Annotated in this window: 15 protein-coding genes; 7 read left to right on the top strand and 8 right to left on the bottom strand. The window is 42.8% G+C overall.

Going from position 1 to position 24,614, the window contains the following annotated elements; translation table 11 throughout:
• The first annotated feature begins 106 nt into the window (after positions 1-106).
• The gene (locus PN466_RS24105; protein ID WP_271944814.1) at positions 107-691 is read left to right on the top strand and encodes a Uma2 family endonuclease; all 585 of its coding nucleotides are present in this window, start codon (positions 107-109) and stop codon (positions 689-691) included.
• A 150-nt stretch (positions 692-841) separates the two neighbouring features.
• Here PN466_RS24105 and PN466_RS24100 read toward each other — a convergent pair whose 3' ends face one another.
• A complete protein-coding gene (locus tag PN466_RS24100; RefSeq protein ID WP_271944812.1) occupies positions 842-2,098 on the bottom strand; it encodes a family 10 glycosylhydrolase in 1,257 nt (418 codons plus the stop codon).
• A gap of 138 nt (positions 2,099-2,236) precedes the next feature.
• Between PN466_RS24100 and PN466_RS24095 the strand changes: the two genes are divergently transcribed.
• A complete protein-coding gene (locus PN466_RS24095) occupies positions 2,237-2,698 on the top strand; it encodes an EVE domain-containing protein (RefSeq protein ID WP_271944810.1) in 462 nt (153 codons plus the stop codon).
• Positions 2,699-2,751: 53 nt separating this feature from the next.
• Here the strand turns inward: PN466_RS24095 and PN466_RS24090 are convergent, their stop codons facing one another.
• From PN466_RS24090 to PN466_RS24080, 3 genes are all read right to left on the bottom strand, one after another.
• Positions 2,752-8,133, bottom strand: a complete 5,382-nt coding sequence (locus PN466_RS24090; RefSeq protein WP_271944808.1) for a trifunctional serine/threonine-protein kinase/ATP-binding protein/sensor histidine kinase — start codon at positions 8,131-8,133, stop codon at positions 2,752-2,754.
• 127 nt (positions 8,134-8,260) lie between these two features.
• Positions 8,261-11,521 carry a PAS domain-containing protein gene (locus tag PN466_RS24085; protein WP_271944806.1) on the bottom strand — a complete coding sequence of 1,087 codons (3,261 nt, stop codon included), beginning with the start codon at positions 11,519-11,521 and terminating at the stop codon, positions 8,261-8,263.
• Positions 11,522-11,697: 176 nt separating this feature from the next.
• Entirely contained in the window at positions 11,698-12,252 is a 555-nt protein-coding gene (locus tag PN466_RS24080) for a hypothetical protein (RefSeq protein WP_271944804.1), read from the bottom strand.
• Positions 12,253-12,298: 46 nt separating this feature from the next.
• Between PN466_RS24080 and PN466_RS24075 the strand changes: the two genes are divergently transcribed.
• Together PN466_RS24075 and PN466_RS24070 are read left to right on the top strand one after the other, a co-directional pair.
• Entirely contained in the window at positions 12,299-13,483 is a 1,185-nt protein-coding gene (locus PN466_RS24075) for an NAD(P)H-quinone oxidoreductase subunit H (RefSeq protein WP_271944802.1), read from the top strand.
• 212 nt (positions 13,484-13,695) lie between these two features.
• Positions 13,696-16,146, top strand: a complete 2,451-nt coding sequence (locus PN466_RS24070; RefSeq protein ID WP_271944800.1) for an ankyrin repeat domain-containing protein — start codon at positions 13,696-13,698, stop codon at positions 16,144-16,146.
• A gap of 8 nt (positions 16,147-16,154) precedes the next feature.
• Here PN466_RS24070 and PN466_RS24065 read toward each other — a convergent pair whose 3' ends face one another.
• On the bottom strand, positions 16,155-17,354 hold the full coding sequence (locus tag PN466_RS24065; protein WP_271944798.1) for a murein hydrolase activator EnvC family protein: 1,200 nt from the start codon (positions 17,352-17,354) through the stop codon (positions 16,155-16,157).
• 155 nt (positions 17,355-17,509) lie between these two features.
• Between PN466_RS24065 and PN466_RS24060 the strand changes: the two genes are divergently transcribed.
• Together PN466_RS24060 and sds are read left to right on the top strand one after the other, a co-directional pair.
• Positions 17,510-17,959 (top strand): tellurite resistance TerB family protein, encoded by a 450-nt coding sequence (locus tag PN466_RS24060; protein WP_271944796.1) that lies wholly within the window; start codon positions 17,510-17,512, stop codon positions 17,957-17,959.
• A 1,042-nt stretch (positions 17,960-19,001) separates the two neighbouring features.
• Positions 19,002-19,973, top strand: coding sequence for a solanesyl diphosphate synthase (sds, locus tag PN466_RS24055; protein WP_271944794.1), 972 nt, complete (start codon positions 19,002-19,004; stop codon positions 19,971-19,973).
• A 152-nt stretch (positions 19,974-20,125) separates the two neighbouring features.
• Here the strand turns inward: sds and PN466_RS24050 are convergent, their stop codons facing one another.
• Both PN466_RS24050 and PN466_RS24045 read right to left on the bottom strand, forming a co-directional pair.
• The gene (locus tag PN466_RS24050) at positions 20,126-20,611 is read right to left on the bottom strand and encodes a hypothetical protein (RefSeq protein WP_271944783.1); all 486 of its coding nucleotides are present in this window, start codon (positions 20,609-20,611) and stop codon (positions 20,126-20,128) included.
• A 129-nt stretch (positions 20,612-20,740) separates the two neighbouring features.
• Positions 20,741-21,085 carry a LysR family transcriptional regulator gene (locus PN466_RS24045; protein WP_271944780.1) on the bottom strand — a complete coding sequence of 115 codons (345 nt, stop codon included), beginning with the start codon at positions 21,083-21,085 and terminating at the stop codon, positions 20,741-20,743.
• A gap of 382 nt (positions 21,086-21,467) precedes the next feature.
• On the opposite strand from PN466_RS24045, the gene htpG reads away from it, so the two are divergent.
• Positions 21,468-23,444, top strand: coding sequence for a molecular chaperone HtpG (gene htpG, locus PN466_RS24040; protein WP_271944776.1), 1,977 nt, complete (start codon positions 21,468-21,470; stop codon positions 23,442-23,444).
• 49 nt (positions 23,445-23,493) lie between these two features.
• Here htpG and PN466_RS24035 read toward each other — a convergent pair whose 3' ends face one another.
• On the bottom strand, positions 23,494-24,276 hold the full coding sequence (locus tag PN466_RS24035) for an AlbA family DNA-binding domain-containing protein (protein WP_271944773.1): 783 nt from the start codon (positions 24,274-24,276) through the stop codon (positions 23,494-23,496).
• Positions 24,277-24,614: the final 338 nt, after the last annotated feature.

Genomic DNA, 24,614 nt, shown 5'->3' with positions numbered 1-24,614 from the left:
CGTTACGCCAGCGTAACGCACCCTACTGGATTTATCTGTTATATTATAATCAAGAAATAATCTCACAACAATTGCTCCAAATATCAGAGGTTTTACCCCTATTGTGATGCAAGCAGAAAAAACTCAAACCTATACTCCCGAAGAATATCTAGAGCAAGAAGTAAATAGTGATGAACGCCATGAATATATTGATGGGGAGATTATTCTAATGACGGGTGCAATGCCAAATCATAACAGGATTGCCATGAGTTTGGGAGCAACTCTTTATCTTTGTCTCAAACGTCAGCCTTATGATGTCTTCGCCACCGATCAGCGATTGTGGATTCCCGAAAAACGGATCTATACTTACCCTGATGTTATGGTCGTTCAAGGAGCATTACAATTGCAAGAAGGGAGCAAGGATACCCTCACCAATCCCATTCTAATTGCTGAAGTTTTATCGAAGTCTACCCAGGGATACGATCGTGGTCAAAAGTTTCAAGCCTATCGCACAATTCCCAGCTTACAAGAATATCTGTTAATCGATCAATATACGATGCATGTGGAGCGATATTATCGAACTGAACCCAATCAATGGGTGTTATCAGAATATAGTCAGCCTGAATCTGTGATCCAGTTTCAGGCGATTCCTTGCGAAATTTCTCTAGTAGATTTGTATGATAAGGTTTATTTTCAAAGCGATTCGGAATAGAAGAAACAATCTCAATACCTTTTTATTGGTGTATAATATCATTGATTACTGAAAAGTATTGATCGAATTTAGCATTCTTGATAGCGATCGCTATGACATTGGGGAATGCAGCGTGCAACAAGTCCAAAGAAACCAGGTTTCTAACCCCCCCTATTCCCCATTCTCGGCGATTAACTGGTGATAAGTTGCCGCCATTTTATCTGGTTTTTCCAAGGGAAACAGCAAAATACTATCGATTTCTGGATTATTCACCAATTGAGGTAAATAGTCAAATTGTCGCTCTGTAATCGCAATTCCATCATTTGCTGCTACATACTTCATCTCATCTTGGAAGTTATCCATATTGTAGACTTGGATAAATACCCGATCCACATCCCAGTTTTCCCAATCTGCATCAAAATAGGTTTTTGCCCAATAGGGATTATGATGACAAATATCAAAGCTTACGTTAGGATTAGCTTCTTTCATTTGAGCAATCATATTTTGGACAAAATCGGTTAATTTTTGCGTATGATCGCTCTTTCCAGGCAGTTCGGCATGATACCCTAAGTAATCATCCCATTGCACTGCATCAATTTCGGGGTATTTTTCCACAAACTCCACTAGGACATCAGTCAACAAGGACGCTACTTTTGGGACTGCTACATCTAGCACATAATGATCGATTCCTGTATGGGTTTTATCCACTCCCGCTACGATCCAGCGCTGATCGATCGCTAAATCAAAAATAGGGCTATTTTCGTCAATCTTAATCCCTTTCTCGAAATACGCATGAACTTCCATCCCCTGTTTATGCGCTTCATCAATCAGCCAATCTAGCCATTGATCCGGAAACTGGTTGGGACAACTTTCATACCCTAGTTTCTTCTCCATGACTTCACTCTTGTACATAGTGCAACCATTGCCCCAAACGCCATGGATAATGGTGTTGATACCTTGTTTTTTATAGTAGCGCACGCGATCGCGGATTGTCTTTTCACTCGCGTTTGCAGTAGCCAGATATCGACTCAGATAAATGCCTCGAATTGCGATTATTCGATCGGACTTTGGGACAGAGGAAGGAGAAGGAGATGCTACAACCTCTTCGGGGGTGAGAGATGGACGAATTGAGGGATCTGGAGTTGGTTTCTTGGCAGTTGGAGAAGGCTTAAGTGATGGCTCTGAGGAGGGAGTCGTGGAGGGGGAAGAAGGCAATGAAGAAGGGCTAATAGATGGCTCTGGAGTAGTTTCTCCGATGGGCAAGTTTAAGGCTGCAATAGCGGTTTTAATGTGGGGTAAAAGTTGGTCTAGAGGTAAACGGTGTCGTTGCGTAAATAACCCATAGCCTAGTCCTAAACAGAGGATAATTACAGAAAGAGGAATACTGGAGTATTCGCATCCCTTGGGCTTTTCTTGGGATTTTGACATGGGATTAAGATGAGAGACCTTATTTTCTAATTATAGGCAATCAACTGAGGGATAAATAAAATTAGAGTCTGAAGAAAAGGCGATCGCCCCTTGACCATGATAAACTAGCCCTAGATTTAGTGAACTGTGCCATTATTCATGCCATATTGGTTGTTAAAATCAGAACCGACAGATTATAGTATTACGGATTTAGAGCGCGATCGCACCACGGTTTGGGATGGAGTACGCAACTATCAAGCCAGAAACTTCTTACGACAAATGAAAGTCGGCGATCGGGTGTTTATTTATCACTCCAATGCCAAACCCCCAGGCATTACCGGATTAGCAAGAGTGATTACCGAGAATGTCATCGATCCCACCCAATTTAATCTCCAGGATAAACATTACGATCCGAAAGCGACACGAGAAGCTCCTCGCTGGCAAACCGTGGATATCGAGTTTATACAAAAATTTCCCCGCTTGATTTCAATTACAGAATTAAAACAGAAATTTTCCCCAGAAGAACTATTAGTGGTGAAACGGGGAAACCGCTTATCAGTGATGCCGATTGTAGAGGGAATAGCTGAACAAATTCTAGCTTTGATTAACAGCAACCAATAGACTTTTAAGTCATGATATTAGGTCGGATTAGCCTCATATTAAGCTGGACTGATTTAAATGGGAATTTCGATAATCAACTCTGTCCCCTCTCCCGGCTGAGAAAGACATCGTAACTGTCCTTTATGTTGCTGGGTAATAATTTGGTAACTGGTTGATAAACCCAATCCTGTTCCTTGACCGACTGGTTTCGTCGTAAAAAAGGGATCAAAAGCCTTTTGGAGATTGGTTTTACTCATGCCCGAACCATTGTCCTGGATAGAAATTTGTACCTTTTGGGAATCGAGTATAGTGGTCGTAATATGAACGGTAGGATATTGATCGGGTGGATTTTTTTCTAAAGCATCAATGGCATTGGTAAGAAGGTTCAAAAATACTTGATTCAGTTGACTAGCCCAGCAGTGGATAAGAGGCAGTGGACTATAGTTTTTCAGGATTTTAATTTCTGGACGATTGTGTTGAGCCTTGAGACGATGGTTTAAGAGCAGTAAAGTATTTTCCAATCCTTCATGAATATCGACTTTTTTATACTTAGATTGATCGAGTCGGGCAAAATTCCGTAATCCTTGAATGATTTTATAAATGCGCTCGCTACCGGCTTGCATGGAATTAAACAAACTCTCTACATCTGAGCGTAAATAATCTAACTCTATTTCTTCTAATTTTTGGACGATTGCTGTATCCACTTCCGAGGAGTGTTCCTCATAAAGGCTGACTAGATCGAGTAAATCTTGCACATATTGGCGAGCGTACATGATATTCCCAGAAATAAAGTTAATAGGATTGTTGATTTCATGGGCAATTCCTGCTACCATTTGTCCCAAAGAAGACATTTTTTCGGTTTGAATTAATTGCGCTTGAGTTTGTTGCAATTGTTGGAGAGTTTTTTCCAATTGTTGGTTATTTTCTTGTAATTGTTGGGTTCTCTGTTCAACTTTCTCTTCTAAGTTGTGACTGTAGTCTTCTAACTGTTGGTAAAGTCGCGCATTTTCTAGGGAAATAGTGGCTTGAGTACCGATCAGTTTGAGAACTTCTAGGCGATCGCTGGTAAAGGTGCCGGTTGTGAGGTTATTTTCTAAATAAAGAATGGCGATCAGTTTGCCTTGATTCTGTAATGCCAGGCACAGTATACTCTTGGGTAAAGATTGGCTTAAGTACTCGTCAGAGGAAAATCGGGATTCCTCGATTGAATGATTCAAGACTAGAGTTTCACGAGTGCGCCAAACCCGATTGATGATAGTCAGGGGGAGTTCTTGAGTCGAAGCTAGGGGGAGAGAGCGCGCCAAAGAACGAATTTGTATGCTGGATGCATCATCTATGTAGTCGGCGATCGCTTCAATCCATAAACTTTCTTGTTTCAGCAACAGCAAAGCCCCTTTAGTTGCTCCAGCATTTTCGATTAGAGATTGTATCAATTTTGCCAGTAATTGTTCTAGATTTATTTCTCCAGATAGGGCTTGAGAGGTTTTGATCGCTGAAGAAAAATCCAGAAAGATATTTGCCCCTGAACTGGTTGAAGTCAGATGAACAGAGGTAGCTCTAGAGGAATCAAAGTTCTCTGTAGTATACCTTGTTTCTGAATTTAGAATAGGAGCAAGTACCTGGGAATACCGTTGTTCCAAGTCTACAACTTTGGCTTGAGCGCCCCAGTGTGCATAAGCGTAGTAAGCATCAATGAGATAAATTTTGGCAACTTCGGGCATGTCTTGTTCAAAATAAAACTCTGCCGTTAACTCACAGGCGATCGCCTCATGGTGCAGATATTCACCTTCCTTTGCCCCCGTTCTCGCTCGTTTATAACACTCCACAGCTTCCCACTTTTGACCTAAGTTTCGTGCTTTTTCAGCTTGAATTAGATCGCATTGGTGCTGATAATTCAGGGGAGCAAACTTGGCCCAGTATTCCATCTGAAGCAAATTCTGTTCTACTTTTTCCAAATAGTGTTCTGTCTCAACTAATCTAGTTTCTCGCACCCCAGCCAGCAAAGCTAGAGATGAATAAAAGATTGCCGGAATAGAAAACATATTATTGCCATTTTCTTTTGTTTCTGGAATGATCAAAATAGCATTTTCCACAGCATTTAAATAATCCTTAAATAAATAAGACAACATTATTTTAAGGAGATGATAATGATAAACCAATACTGTTTGATTTTCATCTATAAGTTCCTGTATTCTTTGCAATTCTCCCTGTGAATCATCCCTAAAAAGCTGAGTCAGATCTTCTGAATTTCCTTGTAAATTCTGGATTATTTGTTGCCAAGTAGCGATGTAATCTAGATGATAATCTTGCTTCAGTCGTTGAATCATCTCTTTGTATTTTTGGAATTCACTGCTGACGAAACCTAGATTTTCACCCATCAGAAAAAGAAAATGGCAATATTCTGCTGCCGAATAACTCGCGCATTCAAAATCACCAGCCTCTAATCCACTTTGGATTCCTTCTAGCTCTAATTCTATACATTGTTTGGGATGTTGTTTCCAAAGTCGAGATACTCCAGCGACAATATTTAGTACTTGAGATTTAATCTCTAGAGCATTGAATCGATCGATTAACTGAACAGACAGTTCACCCAACTCATATCCAAGTTCAATATCACCCAACCCTTCGCATAACAACATACTATACCAAGCATAGCCAACAATCGAACAGGAACAGTTGCCGTATGTTAGAGACAGATTGACCATTGTAAACGTAATTTGTTTCAATAATTCAGGATTGACCATCCAAGCGGTTGTAATAATATTAGTCAACAGATCCATTGCCGCTAACTTGTAAGGATCTGTCATTTCGGGTAGATCGATGAGTTGTTGTAAATTTTTGATCCGATCGCGGGGGTCATCCGATAATGTGATTTCTAACATCTGCAAAACTTTTAGACCAGAATCTATCACATTCTGCATCTTGTTTTGACTAATATCAGCCTGAATTAAAATGTTATAGACTTCAACTCGATCGAGAATATTTTTCGCTCGTTGAAGAACAATTTCAGCGAGACGTTCAATGCCTTCAAAGTTTGTACTTAAAAATTCGGCCTCTAGGGTGGCGACATACAGAGCTAGAGTTAGATCGTACTGAGTTGACCAACTATTTTCTCCTAAGAAGGAGCCCCCCGCATTGGCATATTCTCTAGCTGCGGCGTAAGCGGTTGTGCTTTTAGCTTTTTGAGCAGCCAGCAAATTGAGTTGGGCAATTTCATCTCTCTGGGCGCGATCGCCGATCAGTTCCTCTGCCCTATTGAGATGATCAACAATCTCAAAAACATTCTCGACATCTGTATCTAGATGTTCCCAAAGCCGGCGACCGATTTCTAAATGAGTTTGTTTTCTTTGGTCTTCTTCAATTAAACTATAGGCAGCTTGTTGAACCCGGTCGTGGAGAAATCGATAACAGGGATTTGAAGCATGAATTGTAGATTGAGGTAGAGAACTTTGCAAATAGAATTTATAGACATCACTTTCTGGTAAAATAAAACCTTCAGCTAAAGATGACCATAAATGAACGGCTGTTTCTTCTGGAGTTCTTTGACCCGCCAGCGCTAAAGTTTTGAGATTAAATTTATTGCCAATACAGGCTGCTATTTTAATCACTTCTTGGGTTGTCGGTGATAATTTTTGTAATCGACCCATCATGAATTCCACGACATCATCGGTCAGCGTAAGCTGGCGAACCTTAGACATGTCACATTGCCAAGACCCCACATTGACATTAAATTCAATCGAACCATCGTCATGTAACCCCTTCAAAAACTGTGTGGTAAAGAAAGGATTTCCCTGAGTTTTTTGATAGATAAAATCGGCCAAAGGTGAAGCAATTTCAGCAGAACACAGCAAGGTATCAGCTATTAAGGAGGTAATTTCTGGCTTACCTAAGGGATTCAGAGTTAAGGTATAGGGCATTATCCCCTGCTTCTTAATTTCTTCCAGGGTTAACATTAGGGGATGGGTGAGGAAAACTTCATTATCTCGATAGGCTCCAAGGAGCAATAAATATCCCCCTTCTGAATCATCCATCAGTAACTTTAATAGATTCAAAGAAGCTAAATCTGCCCACTGTAAATCATCCAAAAATATGACCAGGGGATGCTCTTGGGTAGTGAAGACACCAATAAACTGGCTAAAGAGTAAATTAAACCGGTTCTGGGCAGCACTCCCAGAAAGTTCTAGGACTGGGGGTTGTTGGCCGATGATCTGTTCGAGTTCTGGTATGATATCAACGATTACTTGGCCATTCTCTCCCACCGCTTGTAGGATTTTGGCTTTCCAGATGGCTAATTCTGCATCGGAATACCCTAACAATTGTTCGATCAACTCTTGGAATGCTTGCACCAAAGCAGAGAAGGGAATATTACGATTAAATTGGTCAAACTTTCCTTGAATAAAATAGCCCCGCTGTCGGACGATGGGTTTATGGATTTCGTTAATGACTGCGGTTTTCCCAATCCCAGAAAACCCAGCAACGAGCATCATTTCTGTTTCTCCAAAGCTGACTCGCTCAAAGGACTCTAAAAGAATTTGTACTTCTTGCTCTCGCCCGTAGAGCTTTTCAGGAATCAGGAAGCGATCGCACACATCCCGTTGTCCGATCGCAAATCTGGCTATCTCTCCAGTAGCCTGCCACTCCTGCAAACACTGTTCTAAATCATACTTTAATCCCAAGGCACTTTGATAGCGGTCTTCTGCATTCTTGGCCATCAACTTCAAGACAATATCCGACAGCACTTGAGGAATAGTTTCCCGACTCCCTAATTCCGCAGGCATTTTTGCCAGGTGACAATGCACTAATTCCATGGGATCGTCACTTGTGAAGGGTAATTCTCCTGTGAGTAATTCAAAAAAGGTCACCCCCAGAGAATAAAAATCACTCCGATAGTCAATTCCCCGGTTCATACGTCCGGTTTGTTCTGGAGAAATATAAGCTAGAGTTCCTTCAAGGACATGGGGATTCATCAATTGCTGTTGCTCTTTGGGCAGCAAACTGGCAATACTGAAGTCAATCAGTTGAACGTGGTGAGTTTGGGGATGAATCAGGATATTGCTCGGTTTAATGTCTTTGTGGATAATTCGCTGTTTGTTCAAATAATGCAGCGTATCGGCTAACTGAATGGCAAGGATCAGAAACTCGGATAAACTGTGATGCGATTGCTGCCAATACTCTCCAAGACTAATTGCTCCCTCATCTGGCATCACTAGGGCATAGCCGAGATCGCAACGTTCTAGGGCAAGGGGTTGAACAATTCCAGGATATTCCAGATTAGAGGCGATCGCATACTGGTTGCGAAATTTTACCAATTCATTGAAGGTGGGGTGCTGATTACGCAGGACTTTGACGATAACGGGTTGGCGATCGCTCACTCTTATTCCGCGATAGACCATTGTCCGGCCACCACTATAGACCAATGTCACTTCTGCATAATTTTTTGAATCAAGACTTGTCATTCGGCAATAAGAGTTCAAATAATACCCTCAATATAACAAATTATGAGGTTAAGCAAATGGGATGATTTTAGTTATGGACAGCTCTAGGAAAGGAGAAAACTGGATTTTTCTGATTCCCGATTCGGTATCAGAAAGAATAGCGAATCGGGATTTCAACTATAAACGCCGTTTCCCCAGGAGACGAGACACAAGAGAGAAACCCCCGATGTTTTTCTGTAATAATTTGGTAGCTAATTGATAGTCCTAAACCTGTGCCTTGACCCACGGGTTTTGTCGTATAAAAAGGGTCAAAAAGCCTGGCTTGAGTTTCCGCATTCATGCCCAATCCGTTATCCGTAATCCGAATCATAACATTTTCACCAGCCACTCTAGTTTCAATCGCAATCGTCATCCCAGGCGGATCTTCTGATGTCAGAGCGCGTGATTTCTCTTCTAACGCATCAATCGCATTGGTCAAAATATTCATAAATACCTGATTGAGTTGTCTGGCATAACATTCGACCAAAGGCAATTGACCATAATCCTTAATCACCTCAATTTCTGGCCGCCAACTGATCGCCCGTAAACGAGGGTTTAAGATACTGAGGGTGCTATCAATACCTTCATGCAAATCAACTGCTTTCAGTTCCGATTCATCCAAACGGGAAAACGTGCGTAAAGACTGGACAATTTCCTGAATGCGATTAGTTCCGACTTCCATAGAATGGAAAATTTTCTGACAATCTTCTTGAATAAAATCCAAATCAATCGCTTCTATTTCTGCGGCAACCTCTGGATGGGGCTGGGGATAGTAACGTTGATAGACACTCACCAAATCCATTAAATTCTGGCTATAGCCTTGTGCGTGGGTGATATTACCATGAATAAAATTCACCGGATTATTGATTTCGTGGGCAACTCCTGCCACCATTTGTCCTAAACTAGACATTTTTTCACTTTGGATTAACTGAGCTTGCGTCAATTTCAGTTGCTCTAAAAGTCTTTCGAGTTCTTGAGCGCGGGCTTGACTTTGGGCAAGTAGATCGGCTTGCTGAAGGGCAATCGCCACTTGAGCAACCACAGCTTTGAGAAAATCAACTTCATCATCTTGCCAAGAACGCACCTGTTGACTCTGAATACAGGTAATAATCCCAAAATGATCAAATTCTGTAGCAATAGGTAGCACCAGCATAGACTGATTTCCTAAAGCCATTAACCGCTCTCGGACGGCCCGATCTTCAACCGTAGAAACATCATCAATCTTAATGATTTCTTGACTTAATAACAGGTGTGACAGGGGGCCAAAATTAGCCGCAGGATGTTTCCCTACAAAATTAGGTAAGCCTTCAATCGTCACTTCAGCAATAACCTCCCAATAGGCTCCATCCTCTTGTTCCACATAGGATGCAAAATGAGTCCGGTCTACTTCTAAAAACCGTTGAATTTCATATACAGTTGTATGTAGAATCCGATCGAGATCTAGGGAGGTGCGAATTTGATGGGCAATTTGATTGAGTAATTCCGATCGCTGGGCCTGTTTTTCAATCCGTTGCGCTGATTGAGTCAGAGCAATCTCCGACATTTTTCGACGTGTATCATTGAGTACCGATCCGAGTAATCCGATGGTCTCCCCGCGATCGTTTCGCCAAATCTCTCCCATTAAACGCAACCATTGGATTTTACGCTCTGAGACAACAATACGGTGTTCAATACTAAATTCTTCCTCTTTCTCTAACGTTTGTTCAATGACATGCAAAACTCGATCGCGATCCTGTGGGTGAATCAAGGCAACATAATTTTCAAATCTGCCATGAAATGATCCTGAAGGCAACCCCAAAATTCCTTCTACACCATCAGACCACATCACATCATTTGTGTACCGATTCCAACTCCAACAGCCCATTTTTCCGGCTTCTAGGGTCATTTGTAATAAAGTCTCTTTCTGACGTAGCGCTCTTTCAGCTCGAATTCGTTCTATTTCTGCTCCCGCTCGTGCTGCAAAAATCTCTAAAATGGAAGATTGCAGGTCTAGATCTTTTTCCATAGGTTGAGTATCCAAAACTGCAATAAATCCCAACAATTCTTCTTGGGCATTTAAAATAGGTATTCCAACATAGCTTTCTGCTCCAATACTAACCAAGTATTGATCGTTAGGAAATTGGAACTGGAGACCCTGTGCATAACAACAAAATGTCTTATTTTCGACTATTGTATTACAAGGAGTATCGATGAGATTATACTGGATTTTTCGACTGAATTCTGAGCCTTCCCAACCGGCTAGTACGTTGGCTAAGGGTTCACCTTCTTGGGAGGTCACTTCAACAATAAACGCATAAGCAACGTCTAGAGATATAGCAATACATTTAACGCAGGATTTGAAAAAAGCTTCTCCCGTTTGTGAGGCAGTTCCTTCTACAATAGAGTGCAAGGCCTGTTCTTGTCGTTTGCGATCGCTAATTTCAATACTCATCCCATCCCAGACCACCGCACCGTCAGTTTGTCTTTCTGGTCGAGCAATAACTTGTACCCACTTCAGGATAGATTCGTCAGTAATAATCCGATGTTCATGTTGAAATTTTCTTAGGGAGGTTCGTGATTCTTCTATGGCTTGCTGTAGGGAGGGCATATCTGTAGGATGAACGGAATCAAAACAGGTAATAAAGCTTTCCGGATCGAGTTCATAAAGATCTCGACTGCCTTCGGAAACATAGGGGAAGGAACGAGTACCATCCGCTTCGATCCGAAATTGGAAAATTAATCCAGGGAGATTATCAATTAACCGTTGTAATCGGGCTTGAGTCGCCTGTAATTTTTGCGTGCGATCGCTGACTTGTTCTTCTAGCTCTTGATTCAGCTTTTGTAATTGTTGCTCGGCAATTACACGATCTGTGACATCAATAAACGTACCTAAAATACCAACGACTTCTCCCGATTGATCGTGCAAAGGAATTTTATTCGTTTCTACCCAATGATGGCTGCCATCCTGGTGTTGCATCGATTCGATAATTTTTAATTCTGGGGTATCGGAGTCCATAATTCGGCGATCATCGGCCCGATATTTTTCTATTTCTTCTGGTTTACAAGATAAATCATAATCCGTTTTTCCTATTATCTCTGAGGGGGAATTTAAGCCAACAAATTCAGCGAAATATTGGTTACATCCGACAAATACAGACGAACAATCTTTCCAGAAGATGGCTTCGGGAATATGGTTAATTGCTAAGGATAAAAAATTTTCTGCTTCAGAGTGATAGCTGGGTAAACGCTCTAAGTCCGCTTTAACCGTTTGCAGTTCCTTAACCGTGTCTTGCCAATGTTGGTTTACTCTGGCTAAGGCTGCTTGTAGATCTTGGTTTTGGGACTCAAGGATAGCAATTTTCTCTTGAGCATTAATAAATTTTGATGACATAATATAGCAAAGGAGTTGCACTTAACCCTAAATTAATCCCCAAAGGCTTAAATTTGAGTTTTTTTTTGAGCGACTCAGCCTGATTGAGTCTCCTGAACGCAAACCAACTCTTGAATTATACTTTTAAATCAGGAGAAAAGCAAAAAAATCTAGAAACTCTTTACACTCTCAGTTATTCAAATTAAGCCTAACTCTTGGGATAATTTGAATAAGAGATCTTCTGCCGAGTTATCGACCAGTTCCGCATCTAAAATATCAAACGCTTCATGGTCTGGTTCAGTCGTATTTTGGGAATGATTTGGGGAATCTGAGGAGGGTGTCCCCTGGGTTTGAACGGTTTGAATGGTTTGGGATAACTGTTGGCAGAATTGGCGCTCCCGATGTTGAGCTTGGGAGAGAGCCTGTTTTTGCTGGTCATTGATGGCGATGAGGAGATCGCATCGCTCGGTTAATTGAGTGATTTGCGATCGCAACTGCTCGATCTGCCCCCTGTAATCTGGAGAGTGCCTTAGTTCCGAAAATTCCTCCTCCAACTCACCTAAGCGCTCCTCCACCTCACCCAACCGCTCTTCTACCTCATCTTCATCCTGCTGCTCAAAAAACTCTCCCAAAATCTCATTGACAGCCCGACTATACTGGATCTTGCCCTGACTTTGGCGATACTCATCCAGAAACTCCTCATTCTCGGCTGTCAAATAAACCGTAATCTTCTTCTTTCGCGACTTCATCATAGAATTAAAAAGATGTAACCAAACCATACCTCTAAGACCAAGGCCTATGACCAGGATTGAGACCAAAACCGACCCAATGGTTATCAACATGGGGCCGCATCATCCCTCCATGCACGGAGTTTTGCGGTTAATCGTCACCCTCGACGGAGAAGACGTGATTGACTGCGAACCAGTCATCGGTTATCTCCATCGAGGTATGGAAAAAATCGCCGAAAACCGCACCAACATCATGTTTGTCCCCTATGTTAGCCGTTGGGATTATGCAGCAGGGATGTTTAATGAAGCCATTACAGTCAACGCTCCCGAACAATTGGCAGGGATAGAAGTCCCCAAACGCGCCAGCTATATTCGGGTCATTATGCTCGAACTCAACCGTATTGCCAACCACCTTCTGTGGCTTGGCCCTTTCCTGGCTGATGTTGGCGCTCAAACGCCCTTTTTCTACATCTTTCGAGAGCGAGAACTTATTTATGACCTCTGGGAAGCAGCCACAGGCCAACGCCTCATTAACAATAACTATTTTCGCATGGGCGGTGTAGCGGCCGACTTACCCTACGGTTGGGTCGATAAATGTATCGACTTTTGCGACTACTTTGACCCCAAAGTGGATGAATATGAAAAGCTGATTACCAATAACCCCATTTTCCGCCGTCGGATTGAAGGAATTGGTACCATTTCCCGGGAAGAAGCCATCAATTGGGGACTCTCTGGCCCCATGTTACGGGGTTCGGGGGTGAAGTGGGATTTACGCAAAGTAGACCACTATGAATGCTACGATGACTTCGATTGGGAAGTCCAATGGGAAACGGCTGGTGACTGCTTTGCCCGTTATCTGGTGCGGATTCGGGAAATGCGAGAATCGATTAAGATCCTTCGCCAAGCCTTAAAAGGACTACCCGGTGGCCCCTACGAGAACCTCGAAGCCAAACGCATGGCAGCCGGGCCAAAATCAGAGTGGAGTGGCTTTGATTATCAATTTTTGGGTAAAAAAGTAGCGCCAACGTTCAAAATTCCCTCTGGAGAACATTATGTTCGCCTAGAGTCTGGAAAAGGAGAATTAGGCGTATTTATTCAAGGATGTGATGATATGTTTCCTTGGCGCTTTAAGATTCGGGCGGCTGATTTTAATAATTTGCAAATTCTGCCCCATTTGTTGCGCGGCATGAAAGTGGCCGATATTATGGCGATTCTCGGTAGTATCGATATCATTATGGGGTCAGTCGATCGCTAAGTAAGACAGCCGTGTTCGCACTTTATGTGGTACATTTCTATCCCCCCAATCCCCCTTAGAAAGGAGGCAGTAAAAGTCCCCCGCTCTTCGGGGGATTCAGGGGGGTTTTTCTTACTGTATTTCATTACATCGCAAACCTCTGTATGTATTACCTAACACGAAAGGTGAAGCGCTATCTATACTAGGAGAAGGGAACTTTATCGGTGTGCTGTATGATGTCCGATCTTGACCGCCAACTGATTCAAGCGGTTAAAAGTAAAAACCTTTCTCTGGTCAAGGAATTGCTCAATGCTGGAGCTAATCCCAATGTGACAGATGGCAACCAACATATACTACGGATGTGTGAATACGAGAGAGAAATTCGCTACGAATTAGTCAAGGCTGGAGCTTGGGAAAATCGACTCAAAACTGAATTGGTGGCAGCCCTTCCCTATGGGATTGAGGTCGTCCGCACCCTAGTCGAGAAAGGAGCAGATGTGAATGTGCAGACCATTGGTGGTGGAACGCCTCTTTCTGTAGCTGCTGGCAGGGGTGATCAAGACATGGTATTTCTGTTAATTGAGTCGGGTGCCGATCTTGATGCTGAAGCGCCTCTCCTTTGTGCGCTTAAAGGTAAGCATTGGGAAATTGCTATGCAATTACTTCATGAGGGAGCCGATCCGAATGTAACCGATGACTTTAACACAAGAGCGATCGCCTTAACTGTAGCCGCAGGTAATTACCCAAAAGCTAATGAAGTCTTAAAAGCACTTCTGGCTGCTGGTGTCGATGTCAATCAAGAGATTTCGGGGATTACGATTTACCCTGAATCTGAAGCCAATCAAGCCCTAGAAGAACTCGAAGCCATCAAAGCTCAACCTTCTCCATCTCCTAACGTCGAACCCATTCATATTAGGGATACATTTCCCTTGACTTTGGCGGCTCGATGTGGGTGCGCTCAAACGGTTGCCATTCTTGTAGAAGCTGGCGCTCATCTCCATCAAAAGGATGGTGAAGGTTTGAGTGCCTTTGATTGGGCAACTTTTAACCAAGATACCCAAGTTTTCGAGGTGCTGCGCTCCTTTGGCATTATAGATACTCAAATCTTCCCCTCCCTCGATGAAATTCTGCTCAAAGCAGCCGTTGCGGGGGCAGTGGATGCGGCGAGATCGGCTATTGAGCAAGGAGCAGATGTGAATACTCGCGATCCAAGGCGCGATACGAGAAATAAAACGCCACTGATGTTAGCCGCAAGGGAAGGCCATGTAGACATGGTAAACCTACTCCTCTCGGCTGGTGCTAACCCCAATCTCGATGACCTGGCTGGTGGAGAGGTACCCTTCTACTTTTCTGGTTCTTATCATACTGATTTCTTAAAACAGCATGGTTACCAAGCCGGGAGAACAGCCCTCATGTTAGCAGTGGAAGCCAGTCACCTCAATGTTATAGAGGCTTTATTGGCAGCTAAACCCGACTTGAATCAACAGGATGGCTTGAACGTAACTGCCCTGATGATTGCCTGTGAGAAGGGACATCTGGACATTGTGCAACGATTATTGGCTGAAGGGGCTGATATAAATGTGCAAGCCAAAGGTGTCAGTGCTTTAAACATTGCTGTTTGGGAAAAACAGGAAGAAATCGCCCTGTTCTTGATTCATCAAGGAGCTGATTTTCTGGTTCAGAGTCAAGAGGGGGACACTTTATTGATGCGAGCTGCGGGTATGGGTTCTTTAGCGTTAGTGCAGCTCTTGTTAAGTAAAGGGATGGATGTGAATGCTAGGAATGGCGACAGCACTGCTCTAATTCATGCCTTGACTTACTACAATTCAGAGGAAGAAAATCTTGAGGTGATTGAGGCTTTGTTAGCAGCAGGAGCTGACCCTAATTTGGGTTATAAGGGAGGAACAGCTTTAACCAGAGCGGTTTATCGAGGCAGTATCGATGCAATTCGTGCATTACTGGCTGCGGGGGTGGATATTGAGCAACGAGACCGAGAGGGTCGAACAACATTGAGCCTAGCCAAGTTTTGTGGTCGCTCTGATATCTTAAACCTATTGCGGGAACAGGTAGGCGATCGCGCTCAAGAATTGGAAGAAGAAGACAATCCTCGCGCTGATGTGGAGTATGACTATCCTGATTTTTCGGAGCGCGGGCGCAATCCTACCTATGCTGAAGCGGTGCAAGAATTAGCAGACATCTGCGGCGATAAACCGATTGAATTTAGCGATCTTGAGGGCGGATTTTACATCAATGTTAGAACCAATAAACGCAAGGATTTAGATGTAGAAACGGTGCAAAATCAGTTCAGGGCCAAGGGATGCTATGTTTTTGCTTCGAGTCGCACCCTCTTTGATGACTTACCCGAACGTTTGACAATCTTTCCCACTACTGATAAATATGAGGCGATCGCCGCTATGGGCACAAATGGCTGTAACTATGGGGTTGGTACAGGTTATGTGTTGCAATGGTTGCAAGAATTAGAAGCCAAACAGCCGTTTGTTATTACCTATATTCGTTACGATTCGTTAGGCCTTCGCTTCCTTTCCCCCCTAGAAGATGTCGAGTATTGGGCCGATGAAATGTATGAATTCTGCCCCGACATCATTGACCAAGGATTTATGGAGCGGGAGAAGCTCGTTCAATGTTTGAAAACGAGCGATCGCATCAGCTTTTGGTGGGATTAAGATCGAGTTTAAGTCAGATAATTCATCGGATCGACGGGAGTGCCATTTTCCCTTACTTCAAAGTGCAAATGGGGCCCAGTAGACAGTCCAGTCGATCCAGTCGCGGCAATTACATCTCCTTGGGTAACACTTTGTCCTTCCCGCACATAGACTTGACTGGCATGGGCATAGAGACTCGTAATGCCATTCCCATGATCGAGAATCACCGTATTCCCATAACCCCCATACCATCCAGCGTATAGAACAATCCCATTTTGAGCCGCATAGATAGGAGCGCCATAGTCAGCCGCAAAATCCATCCCTGCATGAAACCGTTGGTAGCCGAAAATGGGGTGAGTGCGCCAGCCAAAATTACTGGAAAATTCCCCATAACTGGGGGTAAGCATTTTCCCGGGTTTGAGCTTAAGCACTTTCCGTAAGGACAAGGATGAAGTTTCCAGGCGCTCGCGAATTAAGGTTTCTAAGTTTTGAGAGTCTTTTTGTAATTGAAGATGGGCGGCTTCTAGAGCTTGTTGATCGCTATTCAACCGTTCAATTAATTGGACTTGAACTTGGCTTTGGGTTTGATAATCACTTTTTTGATTGACCAATTGTTGGCGCATCAGTAACAGTTGATTATAGGTTTGTTCAACATCTAGAGTCTGTTGTTGGGTCTCATCCAAAGCTGTTTTAACGGTGAGCAGCAGTTGGCGATCCGCCAGTGCCAGTTGTGTTAAGCGATGACGACGACTGAGAAAGTCGGTGAGGGTTTCACTCTGAAGCAATATGGATAACCCGGAATGACGCGGTTGTCGTTGCAGAAATTGGAAGCGGGCGATCGCGCCTTCAGCTAAGTCTTGATACTCTAGTTTCTGGGTGTGTATTTCTCCCTTGAGGCGATCGAGATTTTGGGTCGTGCCTTCAATTTGATCTTCAATCCCCTTGAGTTGACTTTTCGTCAGCTTTAAAGTGCCTTCAAGACCTTTCAGGTGTTCTTGAGCAGCTTTCTCTAGGTGTTTCAAGCGCCCTTGTTCCTTGGAAATCAGTTTTTGATCCTGTTCGAGTTGTTCCTGTTGTTGTTGAAGCTGATCGACTGAAGGTGACGCAGAGGCGATCGCATTTCCTGAGAACCACAAATAAACCATCATCAAACCCGCAACCAGGAACTGGAGAAACCTTTGCCTCATCTTACCCAACTCCACAACTGAAATACTTAATCGATTACCCATTACCTATTTCCCATTACCCATGATCGATTACCAGCACCCAGCACTATAAAACTTATAGCGTAAAACCATGCTATTTTAGTAAGCGACTCAATGCCTAGAAATCAATTGGCCACAAAAAATAGTCAACGCCATTTCAGTGATTTGGAGCCACTACTATGGGATTATTTGATGCATTTCGCAAGGACACGGTAAAAAATAGCCAACTTACCCTTGGCCCTGCGGAAGCCTTTGCTGCCATTATGCTATTAGTAGTTGCCGCAGATGGTTACTTAGCTGATGATGAAGTTCGTCTGCTCAATACAACTCTGAGCCGTATGAGGCTCTTCCGCAGCTATTCTGATGATGTAATGCGGCGCATGTTTGACAGTCTTTGTGGAACGCTGCGGCGCGATGGTGGAAACGTTCTGTTTGATGCAGCGATCGCCACCCTACCCCATGATTTGTATGATACGACTTTTGCGATCGCCACTGATCTAGTCCTCGCCGATGGCCAAGTCAGCGACGAAGAAGAAGACCTTCTCGGTAGTTTATGCCGCGCTCTAGAATTACCCGATACTCTCGTTAATCAAATCATCCAAATCATGATGATCAAGAATAAAGGATAACGATCCCTGTCTGAAAACTAATTCCTACTGAAAATAATAATTACGTCTGAGAAGGTGAATTCAACACTTCCCCTATTCCCTATGATTAATGAGTAAGGGTGGGTGTACCCGTATCCACAGATCAAATCAAAAGATTGGGTTCATCCACCCTTACCATTAACTCCTCACCAACCCACCAATAGATTTCATCTTTTCCCCTAAATCAGGTCTTGAAACTTTATGGGTAGTGAGTGAGGATATGGAACTTATTTAAATTTAACGGGCGCTGCTACGAGATCTCGATAATTTGGCATTGCGTTGGGCAAATGTCAACAGCAAATACACAACCATCAGATACATAGAAGCTAAGGCAACAATCATGAGGGGCAAACCAGTGTACATAGGGCATCAGTTAAGTAGCGGAGTAAGGAACAAGCACAAGGATTTCAAAGCTGAGGTAACCTCCAGTTAAGCCAGCGGCCAGTCTGACTCTGGAGATAGACTTAAACCAGTCCACTTGATCGCTTTAAACTGCTCTGCCAAGGACTTTTTATCCTCTTAAATATAGGGGGTATATCTAGAAGGACAACTGTCCTGACATCCCTAAAAAATATACAAACGACGATGCAGGTGCTGATAGCCCCTCAATATAACAGACTCGGAAAGAGACCCAACTCTAAAAGAGTGCATAGTAAAACCGAGAACGGTTTACTACAGCAGCATCCTTCCACCAACAAGACTTATATTGAGGTTAACGTCTATCAGTCCTAACTTGTACGACTTTGCAGTTTTCCAGTTGGGTTACTGAGTGATTTGAAATCCTTATTATTTAATCTAACACAAAACTTTCAACTTGCTGAGGGAATATTGCCCAATTTGGAAAAAAAATCCGAAAATCGGAGATCTGCCCCCTTATTGGCTCAATAAACTTCGTTGTGGACTCTTGAACCACACCATTGGTACTCGGTGAGACTCTCTCGATTCTAATTCCCTGACAAACGGCAACATGGTATTAGAATAAATATGTAAAGTTTCGTAACTAACGGCAGAGTCAGCTTAATTCATGACCTCAACGACCTCCTTATTCCATCCAGTTGAAGCAGACGTTGATCTGCTAACGGAAAACTTGAAACAGTTGGTTAGTGCGCGTCATCCCATCCTGTTTGCAGCCGCTGAGTATCTCTTTGGAGCAGGAGGGAAGCGCTTAAGACCCGCCATTGTCCTCTTAATCTCTAGGGCAACCACTGCCAACCCAGAAATTAGCGATCGCCATCGGCGTTTAGCGGAAATCACCGAAATGATCCATACTGCTAGCCTCGTCCATGATGATGTGGTGGACGAATCGGATCTACGTCGGGGTCTACCCACAGTTCACAGTAGTTTTGGCAATCGTATCGCTGTCTTAGCTGGGGATTTCCTATTTGCCCAATCTTCCTGGTATTTAGCCAACTTAGATAATCTTGCGGTCGTCAAGCTGCTATCAGAAGTCATTATGGATTTGGCTGAAGGAGAAATTCAACAAGGACTGAGACGATTTGATACGAGTTTATCCCTGGAAGAGTATTTAGAAAAAAGTTATTACAAAACTGCATCGCTGATTGCCAATAGTGCAAAAGCAGCCGGTGTTTTGAGCAGTGTCTCCGAACAGATGGCCCAAAACTTATATGTATATGGGCGTAATTTAGGGTTAGCCTTTCAAATTGTAGATGATATTCTCGATTTTACCGGTTCTGATGAAGCACTGGGCAAACCCGCAGCTTCAGATTTGAAAAACGGCAATCTCACAGCTCCCGTATTATATGCCTTGGAAGAACACCCAGGTTTAGAGACCTTGATTGAGCGCGAATTTAAGGAACCCGGAGATTTAGAACAAGCTCTAAGTTGGATTGATAAATCTCAAGGATTACCGCTCTCCCGTGAGCTGGCGGCTAAACATGCTCGTTTGGCTCGTGAATCTTTAGCAGATCTGCCGAAAACAGAATCTTACGAAACGCTGATCAATCTTACTGACTATGTACTACGTCGTTTATATTAGACTTCTTGTACAAGTCAGAACATAGGGAATAGGGAATAGGGAATAGGGAAAACCGGGTTCCACCCTTTCCTTCAATAGCCCATAATCGTGTTATCCCATTGGCTTGATTCTAGTCTAGATTTAGAATTTGACAAGATCCACCCAGCTTTTTATCAAGCTATATTGGGAGGAATATTTGAGATGGGAGGAGCCGCACCGGAAGAGAGTTGAGCCAAATAAGATTGAATTAAATTTTTCACATCTTCAGCGAACACTTCTACCCCCGCTTGCAAATTTCCTGGAGTTTCAAAGAAAACTAAACTATCAATCGGCAACGTCACCATTTGAAAGAGAAGGGAAGTAATGGCGATCTCTACAGCCATCAAGTTAGGATCTTCTTTAGCTGAAGGAGATTGAGCCGCATCTTTGAGGGTGGGGAAGGCGTAAATCACCTTTTTCGTTAATTTCGGTTGCTCATTATTGCGTAGGGTGGTAAACACCCACTCCCCACTGACCGATTGCAAAATATAATACTGAGAGTGTTGCAGTTCTTGGGCTAACCGTTTCAGGGCTGGAGCGATCGCCGCGATGATTTGAGGAGTATGGCCATCTTGAGGTGCTTGATCGATTAAAGTTTGAATCTGGGCATCTAAATCCATAGGTTGAGCTTTGGTAGTGTCGTCTCTCTAGTCTAACCTCAGTTTTGGTTCAGGGAACCTGACCGGGAAAAATGGGTTTCAGCCCTGTCCTTTAATGAAGTGGAGGGTGGGGGAAGACGTTAAGTTAGACTACACTTCACCCGAAATAGATTGCTTGAGAAAATCAATGAACACTTGAACTTTGAGCGGAATATAAGCCCGGGAAGGATAGAGTAACCAAGCGGCGGTATTGAAGCTTGTTGCTGTTACAGCATAATATGGAAACACATTAATCAGCTTGCGATCTCGTAAATCATCTGCAATTAACCAGCTAGGGAGTAATGTGCGCTGGAGTAAGCGCAGACTCAGTTCTGTTTCTAAACGAGCGATCGCCCGTGACACAGATGAAGGGTCAACGTTGCGCTCTCGTGCCACTGCTGCAAAACTGCCTTGCTTAACGACATCGACAAATGTTTTCAGAAGCGATAATTCCATAACTGAATGTCGAAAATGTCTAATTTTGATGACTGATGTCTACTGAGATTTATAAAGCTTGGAAGCAAGACCATAAAGCGATTGAGCGACAATTTTCTACCATGTAATCCGCCTACAGGTCAGGTCTTGCTCCTGCACCTATGAATCAATCTAACGGGACTTGAACATTGGCTGAAACTGAAGTCAATGCAAAAGCGGAAAATGTAATCCCACGATCCTTACTTGATGGGGTTTCGCAGAAACTCCATCAAAATTAGTCCAAAGTAGGGAGATCCGAATCTAGGGTACGGTGCAGTCGTCTAGGCAAACCCGCCTCAATCTTCCAAAATTGTACAGTAATCCCCTATTTTATGTAACTTCTCGCTATCCTTTATTATCAACAATGACAACTGTACTCGAACAAGGAACCATCAGTATTCATACTGAGAATATTTTCCCGATTATCAAAAAATCTCTCTATTCTGACCATGAGATTTTCTTTCGGGAATTAGTCTCTAACGCAGTAGATGCGATCGCCAAACTCAAAATGGTCTCTCACACCGATGACTTTTCCGGTGAAGTCGGAGAACCCGAAATCGTAATTACTGTTGATAAAGAGAAGAAAACCCTCTCTATTAGCGATAACGGCATCGGCATGACGGCTGATGAAGTCAAAAAATATATTAACCAAGTTGCCTTTTCTAGCGCAGAAGAATTCCTAGAAAAATATAAAGGAACCACAGAAGAAGGCATTATTGGCCACTTTGGTCTAGGGTTTTATTCCTCCTTCATGGTGGCCAAACAAGTTGAAATCGATACTCTGTCCTATCGCAATGGAGCGCAAGCAGTTCATTGGACTTGTGACGGTTCCCCAGCATTCAAACTGGAAGATTCGGAACGTACTACCCGAGGAACCACGATTATTCTTACCCTCATGGACGAAGAGGAAGAATACTTAGAACCCACTCGGATTAAGCAGTTGGTGAAAACCTACTGTGATTTTATGCCGGTTTCCATTAAGCTCGACGAAGAGCAAATTAATAAACGGGATGCTCTATGGCGTAAATCTCCACGAGATCTGACGGATGAGGACTATCTAGAGTTTTATCGCTATCTCTATCCGTTCCAAGAAGAACCCCTACTCTGGATTCATCTAAAAACGGATTATCCCTTCTTGCTCAATGGGATTCTCTATTTCCCCAAACTCAAGCCTGATGTAGATGTCACCAAAGGACAGATCAAGCTGTTCTGCAATCAGGTGTTCGTCTCCGAGCATTGCGAGGAAATTATTCCTAAGTTCCTGCTTCCTATGCGAGGGGTAATTGATAGTCCCGATATTCCCCTAAATGTGTCAAGATCTGCCCTTCAGATGGATCGCACCGTTCGGAGAATAGCAGACTTTGTCGCCAAAAAAGTCGGCGATCGCCTCAAAGAACAGTACCGCGATTCCCGCGAAGACTACATCAAGAGCTGGAAAGACTTAGGCACATTCGTTAAATTCGGCTGCCTCAACGACGACAAATTTAAAGGCCAAGTCGAAGAGATCGTCATCTACCGTACCACCTGGGAAGGGGAAACGACTGAAAGTTCCCCAGAAGTCCAAGTGCAAGCCGAAGAAGGTGACGCTTGGCAAGAAGTTCAATCCAGCAACAAAGACGCTCAAGGTCATACCTATACCACCTTAAAAGAATACCTAGAGCGCAACAAAGAACGGCACGAAAATCGCGTATTCTACTGCACCGATGAAGTCAACCAAGGAACCTATATCCAACTTCACCAAAACCAAGGTTTAGAAGTCCTCTATATGGATTCCTTCATCGATCCTCACTTTATCAGCTTCCTAGAGCGCGAGCATTCTGATGTCAAGTTCTCCCGCGTGGATGCTGAAATTGATGAGCAACTGTTGGAGCAGGACAAAGACAAAGAAATTGTCGATCCCAAAACCAATACCACTGCCAGCGAACAAATCAAAGAACTGTTCGAGAAAGCGCTCAGTAAACCCAAACTTCAGATTCGCACTGAATCCTTGAAAGGCAATAATGATGAACAAAACCCACCCGCAATGGTGTTATTGCCGGAATTCATGCGCCGTTTGCAGGAAATGAACGCCATGTTCCAACAAGAAACCGCGAAGTTTCCTGAAGAACATATTCTGTTAGTCAATACAGCTCATCCCTTAATTCAAGACTTATTGCGATTAAGTCAAGGCAGCATTATTTCCGGTGAAGGATCTTCTCCTTCCGCGGAGTTAGCTAACCTGATTTGCAATCAAGTTTACGATTTAGCTCTGATGGCACAAAAAGGCTTTGATGCAGGTGGAATGAAATCTTTTGTCGATCGCTCGACTCAAGTCTTAACCCGCTTAACTGCGAAAGCATAACCATCAATTGTGGATTAGGGGTAGATCGGATCTACCCCTAATCATTAACCTATAGCGATAAGCATCTTTCTATTATCAATCTCTTTTGTTTGATAAGTTTATCAACAAAATCAGAGTATTCTCGATCAAAAAAACCGTTAAATCCAGAATTTGAACGTATATCTTTTCTCCTCCTTTTTGTTATATTCATACAGTCTTCTTTTTCCTTATACAATATTTTAAGTTGTTCTAGATGTTCTGATAAGTCAAGAAGGTGTTTTGAAGAGTAACCGGCTTCAATTCGTCTGTTGATTAACTTTTGTAGTTCTTCATCATTAACTGGACAGGAACTGGTTCCACGTCGAATATAGACAGTATCTACTTGTAAAATAGTTTTGTTTTTATCATTCTTAGCCTCTTTCACGCTCAAGAATGGAATCAATCTATAGTCATCTCTAACTATAAGTACCTGAAATTTCTTTCCATTAAAGTCAGAATCTTCTCCTTCGTTATAATTAAAGTCATGTAATTCGATCAAATTTGCCCAATTTCCTATAAATTTATTGGGCAAATATTTTTGAATGCCTTGCCGAATTTCTGTTTCATCCTTCGATTTATATAAACCTATTGGACTACGTTGAGTATCCTCTACTCCTATCACCAAACATCCTCCACCAGAGTTAGCAAAAGCTAAAATATGCCTAGCTACAGTAGCAAAGTCAAGCCATTCACACTTGAAGTCAATGTAACTTTTCTCTCCAGTATTTTGTTGAATCAAGTGTTTAAAATTTTCGTGTGTTGGATTATTTTCAAAATTGACAAAATAGTTGTCTCGATCCTTATAAGAGTTCATAAAGTACCTCACAAACAAAATATGGACATAAAAGACAGTCAGGTAAATTCCTGATCAGTCTGACAATGTACCTATTAATTTTAGCGTTTTGTAATGGTCGTGGGTTGCCTCGGCTATAATTAAAACGTTGCTTAATTATTGGAGGTCTGCACATGAAACGAAAAGGAATGCTATACTGCTTTTGCAAAAAGAATGAACAATAGACATCTCCTAAAACCATTAAAACCTTTGAGCATAAGGTTTTTATCCCATCATCAACTCGGAAGCTCCCAATGCAACTTTAACGAATTTATAGGACTTTAAGCTATTTCACAATAGCCACTTTCAAAAAACATAGG

This window comes from Roseofilum reptotaenium CS-1145 (assembly GCF_028330985.1).
GTDB lineage: Bacteria > Cyanobacteriota > Cyanobacteriia > Cyanobacteriales > Desertifilaceae > Roseofilum > Roseofilum reptotaenium.
The sequence above is the reverse complement of the archived record's forward strand: the minus strand, read 5'-3'. Positions and strand labels throughout refer to the sequence as shown.